This window comes from Candidatus Soleaferrea massiliensis AP7 (genome assembly GCF_000820765.1).
GTDB lineage: Bacteria > Bacillota > Clostridia > Oscillospirales > Ruminococcaceae > Soleaferrea > Soleaferrea massiliensis.
Genome location: NZ_CCYH01000044.1, coordinates 25,510 through 40,701, shown reverse-complemented (window position 1 = coordinate 40,701; position 15,192 = coordinate 25,510). Strand labels below are relative to the sequence as shown.

14 protein-coding genes are annotated in these 15,192 nt (G+C 55.8%); all 14 read left to right on the top strand.

Going from position 1 to position 15,192, the window contains the following annotated elements; translation table 11 throughout:
* Positions 1 to 51: 51 nt before the first annotated feature.
* The 14 genes from BN348_RS11630 (at position 52) to BN348_RS11560 (ending at position 14,789) form a co-directional block, all read left to right on the top strand.
* Entirely contained in the window at positions 52 to 252 is a 201-nt protein-coding gene (locus BN348_RS11630) for a hypothetical protein (RefSeq protein ID WP_040198194.1), read from the top strand.
* A gap of 257 nt (positions 253 to 509) precedes the next feature.
* Entirely contained in the window at positions 510 to 1,109 is a 600-nt protein-coding gene (gene ruvA / locus BN348_RS11625) for a Holliday junction branch migration protein RuvA (protein ID WP_040198193.1), read from the top strand.
* A gap of 21 nt (positions 1,110 to 1,130) precedes the next feature.
* The gene (gene ruvB / locus BN348_RS11620; protein ID WP_420885262.1) at positions 1,131 to 2,168 is read left to right on the top strand and encodes a Holliday junction branch migration DNA helicase RuvB; all 1,038 of its coding nucleotides are present in this window, start codon (positions 1,131 to 1,133) and stop codon (positions 2,166 to 2,168) included.
* Positions 2,169 to 2,355: 187 nt separating this feature from the next.
* Entirely contained in the window at positions 2,356 to 3,705 is a 1,350-nt protein-coding gene (glmM, locus tag BN348_RS11615; RefSeq protein ID WP_040198191.1) for a phosphoglucosamine mutase, read from the top strand.
* Between the two features lie 942 nt (positions 3,706 to 4,647).
* Positions 4,648 to 5,526 (top strand): class I SAM-dependent methyltransferase, encoded by an 879-nt coding sequence (locus BN348_RS11605; RefSeq protein WP_197068348.1) that lies wholly within the window; start codon positions 4,648 to 4,650, stop codon positions 5,524 to 5,526.
* A gap of 105 nt (positions 5,527 to 5,631) precedes the next feature.
* Positions 5,632 to 6,483 carry an energy-coupling factor transporter ATPase gene (locus BN348_RS11600; protein WP_040198226.1) on the top strand — a complete coding sequence of 284 codons (852 nt, stop codon included), beginning with the start codon at positions 5,632 to 5,634 and terminating at the stop codon, positions 6,481 to 6,483.
* Entirely contained in the window at positions 6,470 to 7,333 is an 864-nt protein-coding gene (locus tag BN348_RS11595; protein WP_040198189.1) for an energy-coupling factor transporter ATPase, read from the top strand. The genes BN348_RS11600 and BN348_RS11595 overlap by 14 nt, the downstream gene beginning before the upstream one ends.
* Positions 7,326 to 8,126 (top strand): energy-coupling factor transporter transmembrane component T family protein, encoded by an 801-nt coding sequence (locus tag BN348_RS11590; RefSeq protein WP_040198188.1) that lies wholly within the window; start codon positions 7,326 to 7,328, stop codon positions 8,124 to 8,126. Before BN348_RS11595 ends, BN348_RS11590 begins: the two co-directional genes overlap by 8 nt.
* Entirely contained in the window at positions 8,123 to 8,878 is a 756-nt protein-coding gene (gene truA / locus BN348_RS11585) for a tRNA pseudouridine(38-40) synthase TruA (RefSeq protein ID WP_320408685.1), read from the top strand. Before BN348_RS11590 ends, truA begins: the two co-directional genes overlap by 4 nt.
* Before the next feature lie 213 nt (positions 8,879 to 9,091).
* Positions 9,092 to 9,331, top strand: a complete 240-nt coding sequence (locus BN348_RS11580; RefSeq protein WP_156136509.1) for a hypothetical protein — start codon at positions 9,092 to 9,094, stop codon at positions 9,329 to 9,331.
* Positions 9,332 to 9,394: 63 nt separating this feature from the next.
* The gene (locus BN348_RS11575) at positions 9,395 to 10,543 is read left to right on the top strand and encodes a DUF5711 family protein (RefSeq protein WP_040198185.1); all 1,149 of its coding nucleotides are present in this window, start codon (positions 9,395 to 9,397) and stop codon (positions 10,541 to 10,543) included.
* 102 nt (positions 10,544 to 10,645) lie between these two features.
* Complete coding sequence (locus BN348_RS11570) at positions 10,646 to 11,305, top strand: CvpA family protein (RefSeq protein WP_040198184.1); 660 nt, start codon at positions 10,646 to 10,648, stop codon at positions 11,303 to 11,305.
* A 494-nt stretch (positions 11,306 to 11,799) separates the two neighbouring features.
* A complete protein-coding gene (locus BN348_RS11565) occupies positions 11,800 to 12,390 on the top strand; it encodes a CDP-alcohol phosphatidyltransferase family protein (protein WP_040198183.1) in 591 nt (196 codons plus the stop codon).
* Between the two features lie 110 nt (positions 12,391 to 12,500).
* Positions 12,501 to 14,789 carry an ATP-dependent Clp protease ATP-binding subunit gene (locus BN348_RS11560; protein WP_040198182.1) on the top strand — a complete coding sequence of 763 codons (2,289 nt, stop codon included), beginning with the start codon at positions 12,501 to 12,503 and terminating at the stop codon, positions 14,787 to 14,789.
* Positions 14,790 to 15,192: the final 403 nt, after the last annotated feature.

Sequence of the window (15,192 nt, the reverse complement as noted above, 5' to 3'; positions counted from 1 at the left end):
GAGGAAACCGGCTTCTCTCTTGTCGGAATGTCACAGATAGGAGGAATGATGATGCGCAAGGAGCTTCGCATAGGCCTGTGCCTGTTTGGCGTATTTTTGCTGCTGAATGTCTTTGATGAAACCCCGGAACTGCTTCTGGGGATGCTGTTCGGGTTCGCACTGTGCTTCGAGATGATCGGTATTCTGCCCGACCGTGCCTATCAGAAGCTGAAAAGCTGGAAGCGGCGGCTGAAAGGGACATCTCGCCCATGATCAATATCCGTGTAAACGGATGATAGGATCGAAGCGGGCGCGATAATCTGTATATGGGATACGCAGATTGAACCGTGCATCCAATACGGAAGGGCATCGCGGCGTCAATCTGCAGGATAAAAAATACCGGCAGATTGGGGAAGACCGCGGACGGCCTTCCCGAAAATCTGCCGTTCGAAAGAAAAAGAGGTACGCCCCCGAGGGGCGGCGAAACGCAGAAACGTTTCGCGGGTACCAGAGGATGAGAGGATAAGACGATGTTTTACAGCATACGAGGCACCTATGTGCATGCAGAGGAGAATTTCGCCGTCATCGAATGCGGCGGCGTTGGATATAAATGTTATACAACGCTTTCCACCCTGTCGGCCCTGCCGAAGGTGGGGTCCCAGGTAATGCTGTATACCCATGTATATGTGAAAGAAGACATTTTTGACATCTTTGGTTTTCTGACCAGGCAGGAGCTCTCCTATTTCCGGATGCTTCTGGGCGTTTCGGGCATCGGGCCGAAGGCCGCGCTGGCGGTACTTTCGGAGATGACGCCGGAGAAATTCGCGCTCTGCGTGATCGCGAACGACGTAAAAAGCCTGACCAAGGTGTCGGGCATCGGGCCGAAATCGGCCGGAAGGATTGTGCTGGAGCTGAAGGACAAGATGAAATCGGTCGAGCTGCCGGATTCCTTCGACCTGCCGGCCGCTCCGCAGATGGAATCGGGCAACGTCGCCGAAGCGATCAGCGCGCTGGTCGTGCTGGGCTACAGCCAGTCCGAAGCCGCGCAGGCGCTGGGCAAGCAGGATGAAACCCGGAGCGTCCAGGAACTGATCAAGCATGCGCTGAAACAATTGGCGGGAAAGGCGTAATACATGATGAATGATTTCGATATGGATCTGGAAAACCGCATAGCCGCGCCGGAATACCTCGAGGAAGACAGCCAGGTGGAGTTTTCGCTGCGGCCGAAGACGCTCGAGGAATACATCGGCCAGCAGAAGGCGAAGGAGAACCTGACCGTTTTCATCGAAGCGGCGAAGCGGAGAAACGAGCCGCTGGACCACGTGCTGCTGTACGGGCCGCCGGGACTCGGCAAGACCACCCTCTCGGGCATCATCGCAAACGAGATGGGGGTCGGCATCCGCATCACATCGGGCCCGGCCATCGAGAAGCCGGGAGACCTGGCCGCGCTGCTGACCAACCTGAGTGAGAACGACATCCTGTTTATCGACGAAATCCACCGGTTGTCCCGCAGTGTCGAGGAGGTGCTCTACCCAGCGATGGAGGACTATGCGCTGGATATCATCATCGGCAAGGGACCGTCGGCGCGCTCCATCCGCATTGACCTGCCGCGCTTTACGCTGGTCGGCGCGACCACAAGGGCCGGACAGCTGACCGGGCCGCTGCGCGACCGGTTCGGCGTGGTGCTGCGGCTCGAGCTTTATAACGATGAAGAGCTGACGCAGATCATCCTGCGGAGCGCATCGATCCTCAATATCCCCTGCGACGAGAGCGGCGCGATGGAGCTTGCAAAACGCTCCCGCGGAACGCCGCGTATCGCGAACCGGTTCTTAAAGCGGGTGCGCGACTTCGCCGAGGTCATGGGGGACGGCGTCATCACCAGGGAGATCACCGATAAGGCGCTGATGCGTTTGGAGGTCGACGAACTGGGACTGGACGCCATCGACCGGCTGATGCTGCAGACGATTATCAAAAATTACGCGGGCGGTCCGGTCGGGCTGGACACCCTCGCGGCGGCGATCGGCGAGGAATCGGTCACGCTGGAGGATGTCTATGAGCCGTACCTGATGCAAATCGGCTTTTTGAGCCGCACACCGCGCGGCCGCTGCGTGACGCCGCTGGGCTATGAGCATCTGGGCATCCCGATGCCGGGAAGCGGCAGAGATGAAACGGAACAGCTTCATCTGTAAACAGACGATTTCAGGAGATCGATAAAAGCCATAGCGGCCGTCATGAAGGAAGGAAACGAAACGGCCGCATCCGCGAATAGGATGCGAAGATGTGCCGCAGCTTCCCCTTGCATGATCATGTCGAAACCAAACAGCCCCGCATGCGGCGGACTGATTACATAAAGCGATAAAAGGAGAAATAGAGAATATGGGTAGATTATTTGGAACCGACGGCGTGCGCGGTGTGGCGAACGCCGAGCTGGACTGTGAACTTGCCATCAACATCGGACGCGCGGCGGCCATGGTACTGACCGAACAGTCCCATCACAAGCCGGTCGTACTCATCGGCAAGGATACGCGGATATCCTCCGACATGCTGGAAAACGCGTTGGTAGCGGGACTTTCCTCGGTCGGGGCGGACACCCTGCTGCTGGGCGTCGTGCCGACCCCGGCGGTGGCCTATCTGGTCAAGCGCTACGGTGCGGATGCGGGCATTATGATTTCGGCGTCGCACAATCCGGTTGAGTTCAACGGCATCAAGATCTTCAACGGAGAGGGCTTCAAGCTCTCCGACAGTCTCGAGGATGAAATTGAAGCGATCATCCGCAGCAAAAGCTATCAGAAGGAACTCAAGACCGGTGTGCAGATTGGGCGTCCAAAGAGATGCCAAAGCGCGCTGGATGATTACATCGAGCACCTGCAGTCCACGCTGGACGGCGATCTGACCGGTATGCGCATCGCGATGGACTGTGCAAACGGAAGCTCCAGCGTGACGGCGGAGAAGCTGTTCACCTCGCTGGGGGCACAGGTGGCCATCATCCATCGGGATTTTGACGGCACCAACATCAACGACGGCTGCGGCTCCACCCATATCGACGAGCTGCAGAGATTTATGAAGGGCGGCGCATATGACCTTGGCCTCTCGTTTGACGGCGACGCCGACCGGTGCCTTGCGCTGGATGGAGAAGGAAATCTGATTGACGGCGACAACATCATCGCCATCATTTCGAGATATTTAAAGGAACATGGGAAGCTGAAACAGGATACGGCGGTTGTGACGGTCATGTCGAACATCGGCTTCTTCAAATTTGCCAAGGAACACGGCATCAACACCGCGAAAACGGCGGTAGGAGACCGCTATGTCCTGGAAGAGATGCTCAGCGGCGGCTACAACATCGGCGGCGAGCAGTCCGGGCACGTGATCCTGCTGGACCACATGTCGACTGGGGACGGCCAGCTGACCGGCCTGTGGCTGACCCACATCGTCAAGGAGACGAAGAAATCCGCGAAGGAGCTGGCAAGCGCCATGCAGACCTATCCGCAGGTGCTGATCAACATCAAGGTTGACAATGCGCGCAAGAGCAAATTTGATTCGGATGAGGAGATCCTTGCGGAGATTCAAAAATATGAAGAAATTCTTGGAGAAGAGGGCCGCATTCTGGTCCGGGCATCCGGAACAGAACCGCTGGTCCGCGTCATGATTGAAGGAAAGAATCAAACGGAGATCAACGAATACGCCGAAAAGATTGCCGATAAAATCAAGGAAAGACTCTGCTGAATCGTGCAGGTAAAATATCCATGCACGATGGGGGGGGACCGCTGAGTCTCAGCGGTCACAATATGCTTGCCAGGTTCCACTTGGCAGTGTGGTTTTTTACCACTGAAGGCCAGTGATCTTACGTTGTTACCAAGTGACACTTGGCAATGTGGTAGTTACTTCTTTGCGCGGCCAAAGAAGTAACCAAGAAAGGCCGTTCAAGGGGGGCCATGCACAGAGGCGCTTAGGGCCAGATGGCCCCCCTTGAAAATCCCCCTCAGACATCCCGTTATCTGTATCGGCCGCCTGCGGGCGGCGTTTGGTTTTGGGCAGAGTGGTTGGGCAGGGCTAGCAGCGGAGGATTTCGCGGTGAAAGGATGCTTTTTTAGTACCCTGAAACCAAAGGCTGAGAGGTAACTGAATACCATATTGGAAAGCAGGTTTTTTGCATCAGCAAAATCAGTTTCAATGCAGTTCTATCCTAAAAAGAACGATTCCCGCTATAGCGTGGTAGAAACAATGAGGCTAGACGAGATTTGTGCGTTGTTGGAAGATAAAGCTGACAGCGACAGAACGGAGATACATTGGAGCACTGCGCAACGTGGTGCCTCTGAACTGAGCTATGGCGGGCGGCCTGCCGTCATCTCGACGCAGGAACTGCCCAATTCCGGAGAAGCTGCGTGATTGGGGGATTTTTAAGGGGGCGGCAGACCCCTTGAATGGCCTTTTCTGGTTACTCTTTTGGCCACGCAAAAGAGTAACTGCCACCTTGCCGGGGCAGACAGGCAAACATCGGCCGATGCGCCGCACATCCGTACAAAAACACCTGTCAAGGAAAACGAACAAAGCCGCCAGACAGCGGCAATGATCAAGCGATATAGTCATCGAGCCATCGATGAATGAAATCAGCCATGAGGAAAAAAAGAAAGAGAAGACACCGCTGAAGGGGAAGGAAAACCATCTATGTTGCTTTCAACAAACTGGAAAGACTACGAGCTCATCGACTGTACCGGCGGGGAAAAGCTGGAACGCTGGGGCGATACCATCCTGATCCGCCCGGACCCGCAGGTCATCTGGCGCACGCCAAAGAACAACAAGCTCTGGTACAAGGCGAACGCCCGATACATCCGCTCCAAAACCGGCGGCGGCTATTGGGAAGAATACAATATGCCGAAGAAGGAATGGGACATCCGTTACGGGGACCTGACCTTCCGCATCAAGCCGACCGGCTTCAAGCATACCGGCCTGTTTCCGGAGCAGGCATACAACTGGGATTTTCTGCGCAAGGTCATTGAAAACGCCGGCGGAAGGCAGTTAAACGTGCTGAACCTGTTCGCCTACACAGGCGGCGCGACGCTTGCCTGCGCGGCGGGCGGCGCGCAGGTCTGCCATGTAGACGCCTCGAAAGGGATGGTCAACTGGGCGCGGGAAAACGCGGCCCTCTCCGGCCTTGCGGACAAGCCCATCCGCTGGATTGTGGACGACTGCAAAAAATTCGTGGAACGCGAAATCCGAAGAAAACGGCGGTATGACGTCATCGTCATGGATCCGCCGTCCTATGGACGCGGCCCCGGCGGAGAAATCTGGAAGCTCGAGGACGAAATCTACGATTTTGTGGCACTGTGTTCCAAGCTGCTGTCCGACGATCCGGTGGCCTTCCTGATCAACTCCTACACGACCGGATTGTCCGCTTCGGTGATGCAGTACATCCTGGGCACGACAGTCGGTTCGCGGAACAAAGGGCTTTTCATCGCAAACGAGCTGGGACTCCCGGTCACCGAGAGCGATTACGCCCTGCCCTGCGGATGCTCCGCGCTCTATCTGCGCGAGAGCCTGTTTTAAGGCGTCCCGCCCCTCATATCCCGCATATGCGGCGGAAACCCTGCCAATCCTATAGAAACAAAGCGACCTTGAAATAGATGGAGGTGCCAATCCAATTTGACCGGTATGATTCGTGCAGGCCACGCCTATTTTACATACGACGATGAGGCCGAGGTGATCGTCAACGCGCTGGAGGATGTCTCGCTTGAGATCAGCTCCGGCGAGTTTGTGGCGATTTTAGGCCATAACGGCTGCGGCAAGTCGACGCTTGCCAAGCATTTCAATGCGATCTTCACGCCCTATAGGGGTGATGTCGCCGTAAATGGCATCAATACCAAGGATGAGGACAAGCTCTATGATATCCGGCAGAATGTCGGCATGGTCTTCCAGAATCCGGACAACCAGATCGTTGCCACGATTGTGGAAGAGGATGTCGCGTTTGCGCTCGAAAACCTCGGCGTGCCGCCGAAGGAAATCCGGGAACGGGTGGACGAGGCGCTCAGAACGGTTGGGATGTATGAATACCGCGACCGCGCGCCGCATCAGCTGTCCGGCGGACAGAAGCAGCGGGTTGCGATTGCCGGCATCCTCGCGATGAAGCCACAGTGCATCGTGCTGGACGAGCCGACCGCGATGCTCGACCCGAAGGGACGCCGAGAGGTCATGAAGACCATCAAGCGGCTGAACCGGGATGAGGGTGTCACGGTTATCCTGATCACACACTATATGGACGAGGCGACTCAGGCAGGCCGCGTGGTGGTCATGGACCGCGGAAAAATCCTGCTGGACGACGAGCCGCGCAGGGTGTTTTCCCAGGTGGAGCTGCTCAAGGACATCGGGCTGGACGTCCCGCAGTCGACCGAACTGATCTATGAGCTGCGCAAGGCGGGCTTCCCGCTGCCGCAGGACATCCTATATCCAGAAGAATGTGTCGATGCGCTGCAGAAGCTGATGGAGGGAAGATATGGAAATCATTAAAACAGAACATCTTTCCTATGTCTACAACCAGAACACTCCCTATGAAAAGGTGGCGGTCGACGATCTGAACCTGTCGATCGAGGAAGGGGAGTTCGTCGGCATCATCGGCCACACCGGATCGGGAAAATCCACGCTGATCCAGCATTTCAACGCATTGCTGCGTCCCACCTCCGGCAAGATCTACATCGACGGGCAGGATATGTGGGAGAATGAGAAGGAAATCCGGAAATTCCGTTTCCAGGTCGGTTTGGTTTTCCAGTATCCGGAATACCAGCTGTTTGAGGAAACGGTATATAAGGACATCGCGTTCGGCCCGAAGAACATGGGCATGGATGAACAGCAGATCGACCGCCGGGTACGCGAGGCGGCTGGCTTTGTAGGACTGAAGGAAAAGCATCTGGAGAAATCCCCGTTCGAGCTGTCCGGCGGACAGAAGCGCCGGGTCGCCATCGCGGGTGTGCTGGCCATGGATCCGCAGGTGCTGATTCTGGACGAGCCGACCGCGGGGCTTGACCCGTACGGACGCGACCGGATTCTGAATCAGATCAGCCTGTACCACCGCGCCCAGAAGAAGACCATTCTGCTGGTGTCGCACAGCATGGAGGATATCGCGAAATACTGTACCAAGGTGCTGGTCATGAACCAGTCGAAGGTGTTTTTATACGACACGGTCGAGAAGGTGTTCGCGCATGTCGAGGAGCTGCGCGAAATCGGGCTGGCTGTGCCGCAGATCACGCAGGTCTTCTACGACCTGAAGGCGCGCGGCTTCCATCTGAACGACAATGTCTACACGGTGGAAAAGGCCAAACACGAGCTGCTGCAGCTGCTGAGGGGGGAAACGGATGCTTAAGGATATCACAATCGGTCAGTATTTCCCGGGAAATTCACTGATCCACCGCATGGATCCGCGCATGAAGATTGTATTGACCTTTGCGTACATCATCATGCTGTTTGTCGCAAACAGCATGTTCGGGCTGCTCGTCGGCATCCTGTTTTTGATTGTCACCTACGGCATCTCGAAAGTGCCGCCGCGGATGATCCTCAAGAGCATGAAGCCGATTGTCCCGATCATCCTGTTTACGGCAATCCTCAACATGTTCTTTGTCTCCGGCACCCCGATCGTCGAGTTCTGGATTTTCAAGATCACCAGGGAGGGCATCAGCCTGGCGATCTTCATGCTGGTGCGCATTGTCTGCCTGATAGCGGGCACGTCGCTGATGACCTATACGACCTCGCCGATCGCATTGACCGACGGCATCGAACGGCTGTTAGGCCCGCTCAAGAAGATCCGGTTCCCGGTGCATGAGCTTGCCATGATGATGACCATCGCGCTGCGCTTTATCCCGACGCTGATCGAGGAGACCGATAAGATCATGAACGCGCAGAAGGCGCGCGGAGCCGACCTTGAAACCGGCTCGCTGATCCAGCGCGCGAAGGCGCTGATCCCAATCCTGATTCCGCTGTTTGTCTCGGCGTTCCGCCGGGCGGACGAGCTGGCGCTTGCGATGGAATGCCGCTGCTATAAGGGCGGCGAGGGCCGCACCCGCATGAAGATCCTGCACATGGGGCTGCCGGATCTGTTTGCGGCGCTGTTTATGACCATCTGCTTTGCCGGCGTGATTGTCCTGAATATTTTGTTATGATGAGAAATTTACGTTTTAAGCTTGCCTATAATGGCGCGCGCTATCATGGCTTTCAGGTGCAGCAGAACGCACCGACCGTCTGCGGGGCGTTTCAGGACGCACTGGAGCGGCTGACCGGCGCGCGGCACGAGGTCAAGGGCTGTTCCCGCACCGATGCCGGCGTACACGCGAACCGCTTTACCTTGAATATGAAAACCGGCAGCAAGATTCCCTGCGGGGGATTTGTAAAGGCCCTCAACAACCTTCTGCCGGATGACATCGCGGTGCTCAGCTGCGACGAGGTCCCAATGGACTTTCATGCGCGGTATGACTGCCGCGGGAAACGGTATCTTTACCGCATCCGCAACAGTGGTGTCCGCAGCCCGTTTCTGATTTCGATGTGCCATCTCTATGCGCGGCCGATCGACGAAGCGCAGCTTCACCGGGCGGCGAAGGCGTTTGTCGGCACGCATGACTTTGCGGCGTTCTGCGCCAGCGGCAGCGATGTCGAGGATACGGTGCGCACCGTCTATGACTGTTCGGTCTCCCGCTCAGGCGAGATGGTGACGGTTTCCATAACCGGGGACGGATTTCTGTACAACATGGTGCGGATCATCGTCGGCACCCTGCTGGAAGTTGCCGAAGGGCGCATCCCGGCGCAGCAGCTGCCCGATATCATCGCTTCCGGGGAGCGGGCGCGCGCGGGGCGCACGGCGCCGGCCTGCGGGCTGTATCTGGATGAGGTGTTCTATGACGAGACTGCGCTGCGCTGAGGGCGGCTGCGCTGTTTGTACACCGATACGCGGCAGGTTTCCTTTGTTTTACCGAATAAGCCTTGGCAAAGTGGCAGTTACTCTTTTGGTGGCCAAAAGAGTAACCAGAAAAGGCCGTTTAAGGGGACTGCCTCCCCCTTAAAAATCCCCCAATCACGCAGCTTTTTTTGAGTTGGGTAGTTTCAGCTTCCAGATGACGGATTTGTGCCCGCAATGGCTCGGATCAGAGGCCCCGCGATGTACTGTGCCTTTTTGTTTCATGACACTGTCGCTGCAAGCGGCGTCATCCCATTCAAAAAACTGACGTTTAGCCTCATTGCTTCTGCCACGCTTTGGAGGAATGGCTCTTTCCCGATGGACGGTTCTGTTTTGTGGAGAGAGAATATCTTCCTCACCCGTATTTCAACAGAGCTGGATGGCTCATATGAAGATGAAAAAACCGGCCGGTTTTGACCGGCGTTTTGATAGAAAGTAATCGGCTTTGCCGGTTAAAAATTTGAAAGGCGGTGAACCTGATTGGCAAACGCAACCCGCATTGAACAGCTGCGCCGGCAGCGACGGAAGCGAAAGATGATCCGAAGCCTGATCATTCTGGGTATTGTGATCATCCTGACAGGTATTGTGGTGTTTTTATGGCACAACCAGAAGGTGCAGGATGAACTCAAAGGCTATGTGGACGGCCTTTCCTCTGAAAAATCCTTTCCGCGCAGTCTGCCGGTCGGCGATCTGATCGGGCTCTATGAAATGGACAACAACTGCGTGGTGCTGACACAAAGCAATTTTGCGCTGTTTGATTCCGGCGGCGCGCAGATTTTCGATACCCCCCATAATCTGACCAAGGCGCGCGTTTCTGCCAACAAGGAACGCATCGCGCTGTTTGGACGAGGTGGAAAAGAAGTTACCATCCGTTTAAAAGATACTGATTTATACAAAAAGTCGTTTGATTATCCGATTACGACGGCGGTTTTGTCGCCGAAAAACAAGCTTGCGGTGGTGACCGGGTCACAGTCCAGCGCGGCGGTGGTCACGGTGTTCGACCCGCAGCTCGAGGAGCTGTACCGTTATTCCAGCGCGGCCGGTTTTGTCAGTGATGTCGTGTTTTCGCCGGATGAGAGCCGCATGGCGGTGTGTTCCGTCAACGCGCAGGATGGCAGGATGATCAGCGCGGTGACCATCTTCCAATTCGATCAGGAGGAGCCGCTCGGCAGGTACGAACTGCCGGATGAGCTGATTCTGTCGGCTGTCTATAAAAAAGGGGAGATCAAGCTGATTGGGGAGAAAAGGGCGCTGTCTATTGATGAGGGCGGCCAGGAGAAGGCGGTCTATGATTATGCCGATCAGAAGCTCTACCATTACAGCGATGCCGGCGAGCGGACTGCTCTGATTCTGGGCGGGTCGAAGGAGGACATTGACAACAAGCTGGTCCTGCTTGACCAAAACAAGCAGGCTTCGAAAGAGGTGGTGCTCGAGCAGGCCGTCAAACAGCTGACGGTACAAAACGACAGGATTTATCTGCTGACAGATGAGAAAATCCTGTGCTACAATATGGACGGCGAGCTGGTGAAGGAAATCGGGCTTGAAAGGCCGCTGCAGAAGATTCTGGTGACCGCCAACGAGACGATCTATGCCGCCGACGCCTCCAATATCCTCAAGGTTCAGCAGTAGGAGCCTATGCCGCAGAGAAAAACGCGGCGCCATTTGGATTTAAGGCCCGGACACAGTTTCTGATTCTGTGTCCACTACATAGAATGGATAGGAGGGCTGTTTATGCTTCCCATCATCCTGGATATCGTCGCCGTTGCGATTTTGATTTATATGATATCGCGCGGCGCAAAACGCGGCTTTGCCGGAACGGTGGTATCCTTTCTGGGATATCTGCTGGCCTTTTCGGCCGCGATGTTCGTAGCAAAGACCGTATCCCAGTTCATATTTACGCAGTTCCTGCGGGATAACATGGTTACGAGCCTTTCCGCGCAGCTCAACACCTCGGACCTGGCGGCTTCGCTGCAGGGCTTTATCGACACGCTGCCGGGCTACGTCTCCAATGCGGTCGCATCGGCCGGCTTTGAGACCGCGGGCCTGTCCGGCTCGGTGCAGAATATGTCGGCCACCTTTGTCGACACGGTTGTTGCGCCGGTTGTCACCGGTATGATCCGCGCGGTTATCTTCTGCATCCTGTTTGCGCTGTGCATGTTCCTTGTGCGCAGGCTGATGCGTTCGCTCCGGTTTGTCAACCGGATTCCGCTGCTGGGCCCGTTCAACTATTTTCTGGGCGGCGTGCTCGGTTTCATCCAGGGAGCCATCGTGCTGCTGGTCATCGCGCTGCTCGCAAACGTGGCGCTCTGGTTTTTCCCGGGAGACGGCGCATCGAGCGTGCGGCTCGCCATCGAGCAGACCTATCTGGTCAAGTACCTGTTTTTCTGGTAAATGGAGGCCGATGGAGAAACAGGAAGGTGCATTCTTGTTCCGCTGCGGGGTTCGTTCTAACGATTCTTTAAAACGGCCTGCCCGGGTTTATCCAGGGAGCCGTCGCGCTGCTCGTGGTTGTGGTGCTCTGGTTCTTCCCCGAAGACGGCATATCCAGTGTGCGGCTGGCATCGAGCAGACCTATCTGGTCAAGTGCCTGTTCTTCTGGTTGATGGGTTCAGATGGATAAATAGAAAGATAATTCCTTTTTATTCGAACTAAATTCACAAAGGGCCGCAGATAAATTTGAAGTTAGAACTTGTTACCTGCCGGTGGGTATGTTATAATGTAGTTTAATAAATATGGGGAAGTAGAAGAAGGAGCTGGCCGGCGGCTTTTCCTGAAAGCATGGCCGGAAGAAGCGTTAAAGAGTAGATAAAGAGATGGAAATGAGACGGCACGGGACCTGTCATCCCGGCCGGTTATCGTCATTTCTGTGTTCTTGGGAGGACTATATGGAACAAACAGAGAGAAAAAAAGGGATCAACATCCCCAACATGCTTTCGATTTTCAGAATCATTCTGATTCCGGTGTTTTTGGTGCTGTACATCGGCGCCGCGGAACAGCCGTATTTTATCATCGCCGCGGTCGTCCTGCTCGTTTCCGGTGTGACGGATGTGCTGGACGGCTTTATCGCACGCAAATACAAAATGGTCACACAGTTCGGCAAAATCATCGATCCGCTCGCCGACAAGCTGACCCAGCTGTCGGTCTGTATCGCCGTGTCGCTGCGTTATCCGTGGCTGACCATCTTCCTGGCGGTCGTCGTCCTCAAGGAGATCCTGATGCTGATCGCCGGAACCCGCCTGATGGTGAAGAAGGTCAAAATCACCTCATCGCAGTGGTTTGGCAAGGCCGGCACCGTCATCTTCTATGTGGTGATGCTGCTGATCGTCGCGTTTCCGAAGCTGCCGCACGGTTTGGTGTATACGCTGGTCATCATTTCCGCATTCTTTATGATCTTTGCGTTTGTGATGTACATCCCGGTCTTTATGCGCCTGAACAAGGCTCCGGATGCCCAGGCGTCCGAAGAGGAGCAGCCATAATTCTGAAAGCTATCCGCCCTTCAATCGAAGCTTGAAGGGCGCATTCATATTCCGGAAACGGTCCTGTTTCCGGTTCTCGCTTAAATTTCCAACAATTAAAGGGGTACTATATGATTTGTGATAAATGCAAAAAACGGGCCGCCGTTGTATTCATCGCGGAGGGCACCGGCCAGACCAAAGGCTACTGCCTGACCTGCGCCAAGAAGCTGGGCATCAAGCCGGCCAACGATTTTATCGGAAAGCTGGGACTGGATGACAAGCAGCTCGAGGAGATCGAGGACATGAACACCGAGTTTATGAACTCGATGAGCCCGGACGATGCAAACGCGATGTTCGAGCTTGGCGGCGCGCAGACCTTCCCGCTCGGCGAGATGTTCTCGAAGAACGCCATGATGCCGACCGCGGAAGCTGCCGGAAACGATGCGTCCGAGACGGTCAAAAAGGAAAAAAGGGATCCGAAAAGCGCACAGCAGAAGCAGTCGAAGCGCAAGTATCTGAACAGCTACTGCGTGGATTTGACCAAGAAGGCGCGCGACGGCCAGATTGACCGCATCATCGGCCGGGATAAGGAGATCTACCGTGTGATTCAGATCCTGAACCGCCGGACCAAGAACAATCCCTGCCTGATCGGCGAGCCGGGCGTCGGCAAGACCGCCATTGCGGAGGGCATCGCCCAGAAGATCGTCTCGAACGATGTGCCGGGCAGGCTTTCTGACAAAGAGGTGTTCCTGCTCGATCTGACCGCGCTGGTTGCGGGCACGCAGTTCCGCGGCCAGTTCGAAAGCCGCGTCAAGGGGCTGGTGGATGAGGTCAAGGCCTGCGGCAACATCATCCTGTTCATCGACGAGGTGCACAACCTGGTCGGAACCGGGGATTCCGAGGGCACGATGAACGCGGCCAACATCCTGAAGCCGGCGCTGTCCCGCGGCGAGATTCAGGTCATCGGCGCGACGACCTTCAACGAATACCGCAAATACATCGAAAAGGATGCGGCGCTTGAACGCCGTTTCCAGCCGGTCACGATCAACGAGCCGTCGATCGAGGATACGGTCGAGGTGCTGAAGGGCATCAAGGATTACTACGAAAACCATCACCGCGTCAAGGTGTCCGATGCGATTGTGCGCAAGGCGACCGTGCTGTCCGAGCGGTACATCACCGACCGGTTCCTGCCGGATAAGGCCATTGACCTGCTGGATGAGGCATGTTCCTGTGCCTCTTTGAAGAACAAATACCTGGACGAATACGATAAAATTTCCCGCGAGCTTGCAGAGCTCAACAATCAGATCGACGAGATGGAAGCGAAGCCGGAAACGCTCGATTACGAACAGGCCGCGAAGCTGCGTGCAAGCGAGCTGCAGCTGCAGCAGAAACAGAAGGATCTGGAGCCGCTGGCATTGGATGCCGCGGTGACCGACGACGATCTGGCGAAGGTCATCGAGCTTTGGACCGGCATTCCGGCGTCCAAGATCAAGGAGACCGAGCTTCGGCGCGTTGCAAAGCTCGATGAAGCGCTCAAGAAGCGCATCATCGGCCAGGATGAGGCGGTGGAGCTGGTGGCGGCCGCAGTGCGCCGCACCCGCGTGCAGATCAGCCCGAAGCGCAGGCCGGCGTCGTTCATCTTTGTCGGCCCGACCGGCGTCGGAAAGACCGAGCTGGTCAAGGTGCTTTCTGAAGAGCTGTTCGACACGGCCGACCCTCTGATCCGTCTGGACATGTCCGAATTCATGGAGAAGCACAGTGTCTCCAGGATCGTCGGCTCGCCGCCGGGCTATGTCGGCTACGACGAGGCGGGACAGCTCACCGAGAAGGTGCGCCGCAAGCCATACAGCGTCATCCTGTTCGACGAGATCGAGAAGGCGCATCCGGATGTCATGAACATCCTGCTGCAGATTCTCGACGAGGGCCGGATCACCGACGCGCACGGCCGGACGGTCAGCTTTGAAAATACCGTCATCGTCATGACCTCCAACGCCGGTTCTCAGATTAAAGAGGGCACGGTCGGCTTCAACAAGCAGCCGAACAAGGTGGTCAAGGATAAGGTCATGAAGGCGCTTTCCGAGTTCCTGCGGCCGGAGTTTCTGGGCCGTGTGGATGAGGTTGTGGTCTTCCGCAACCTGGACGAGAAGGATTATGCGCGCATTGCGGCGCTGCTGCTGGATGAATTCAAGCAGTCGCTGGAGGAGCGGGACATCAAGTTCGGATACGAACAGTCCGCGCTGGATCTGATTGCGTCGAAATCCTTCGGCAAGCAGAGCGGCGCGAGAGACATCTACCGGATCATCCGCAAGGAGGTCGAGGATAAGATCTGCGGCCTGCTGCTGGACAACGACGAACAGCACAATCTGTCAATCATCAAGCTGACAGCGGAGGATGGAGAGCTGAAGCTGCTGGCGGTTTAATCATTCAATGATAAAAGATATCAAACCTTATAAAGCCGTGCATCCTTTTGGGAAAGGATGCACGGCTTTTCATCTGTTTTAAACACTTAACAAGTATCATCTTTATTTGCCGGGATATTTTAAAGGATAAGCCCATCGCCGTATCTCAGCGGTTGCACGTTGTCTTTCAAAAAACCTTGGAAAGGAGGCGGTACCTTCTCGGCCGGCCAAAGAAGGTATCAAGAAAGGCCGTTTAAGGGAGCCCGCCTGCGGCGGAGCAATCGCTGTGCCATACGCTTTGTTTGTCCGCCGTATATCTCAGACAGCAAATCAATACTGAAAAACTGGAGAATTATAAAAGATGCCCAGAGTTTGCCGGGCAAAAGAAGGGATGCGATACAGAAAAGACTGTATCGCATCCCTT

Coding starts and splice junctions, on each gene's coding strand:
- ruvB (WP_420885262.1), top strand. CDS start 1,131: ATGGATCTGGAAAACCGCATAGCCGCGCCGGAATACCTCGAGGAAGAC.
- BN348_RS11560 (WP_040198182.1), top strand. CDS start 12,501: ATGATTTGTGATAAATGCAAAAAACGGGCCGCCGTTGTATTCATCGCG.
- ruvA (WP_040198193.1), top strand. CDS start 510: ATGTTTTACAGCATACGAGGCACCTATGTGCATGCAGAGGAGAATTTC.
- glmM (WP_040198191.1), top strand. CDS start 2,356: ATGGGTAGATTATTTGGAACCGACGGCGTGCGCGGTGTGGCGAACGCC.
- BN348_RS11565 (WP_040198183.1), top strand. CDS start 11,800: ATGGAACAAACAGAGAGAAAAAAAGGGATCAACATCCCCAACATGCTT.
- BN348_RS11605 (WP_197068348.1), top strand. CDS start 4,648: ATGTTGCTTTCAACAAACTGGAAAGACTACGAGCTCATCGACTGTACC.
- BN348_RS11570 (WP_040198184.1), top strand. CDS start 10,646: ATGCTTCCCATCATCCTGGATATCGTCGCCGTTGCGATTTTGATTTAT.
- BN348_RS11630 (WP_040198194.1), top strand. CDS start 52: ATGCGCAAGGAGCTTCGCATAGGCCTGTGCCTGTTTGGCGTATTTTTG.
- BN348_RS11595 (WP_040198189.1), top strand. CDS start 6,470: ATGGAAATCATTAAAACAGAACATCTTTCCTATGTCTACAACCAGAAC.
- BN348_RS11580 (WP_156136509.1), top strand. CDS start 9,092: ATGGCTCGGATCAGAGGCCCCGCGATGTACTGTGCCTTTTTGTTTCAT.
- BN348_RS11590 (WP_040198188.1), top strand. CDS start 7,326: ATGCTTAAGGATATCACAATCGGTCAGTATTTCCCGGGAAATTCACTG.
- BN348_RS11600 (WP_040198226.1), top strand. CDS start 5,632: ATGATTCGTGCAGGCCACGCCTATTTTACATACGACGATGAGGCCGAG.
- truA (WP_320408685.1), top strand. CDS start 8,123: ATGATGAGAAATTTACGTTTTAAGCTTGCCTATAATGGCGCGCGCTAT.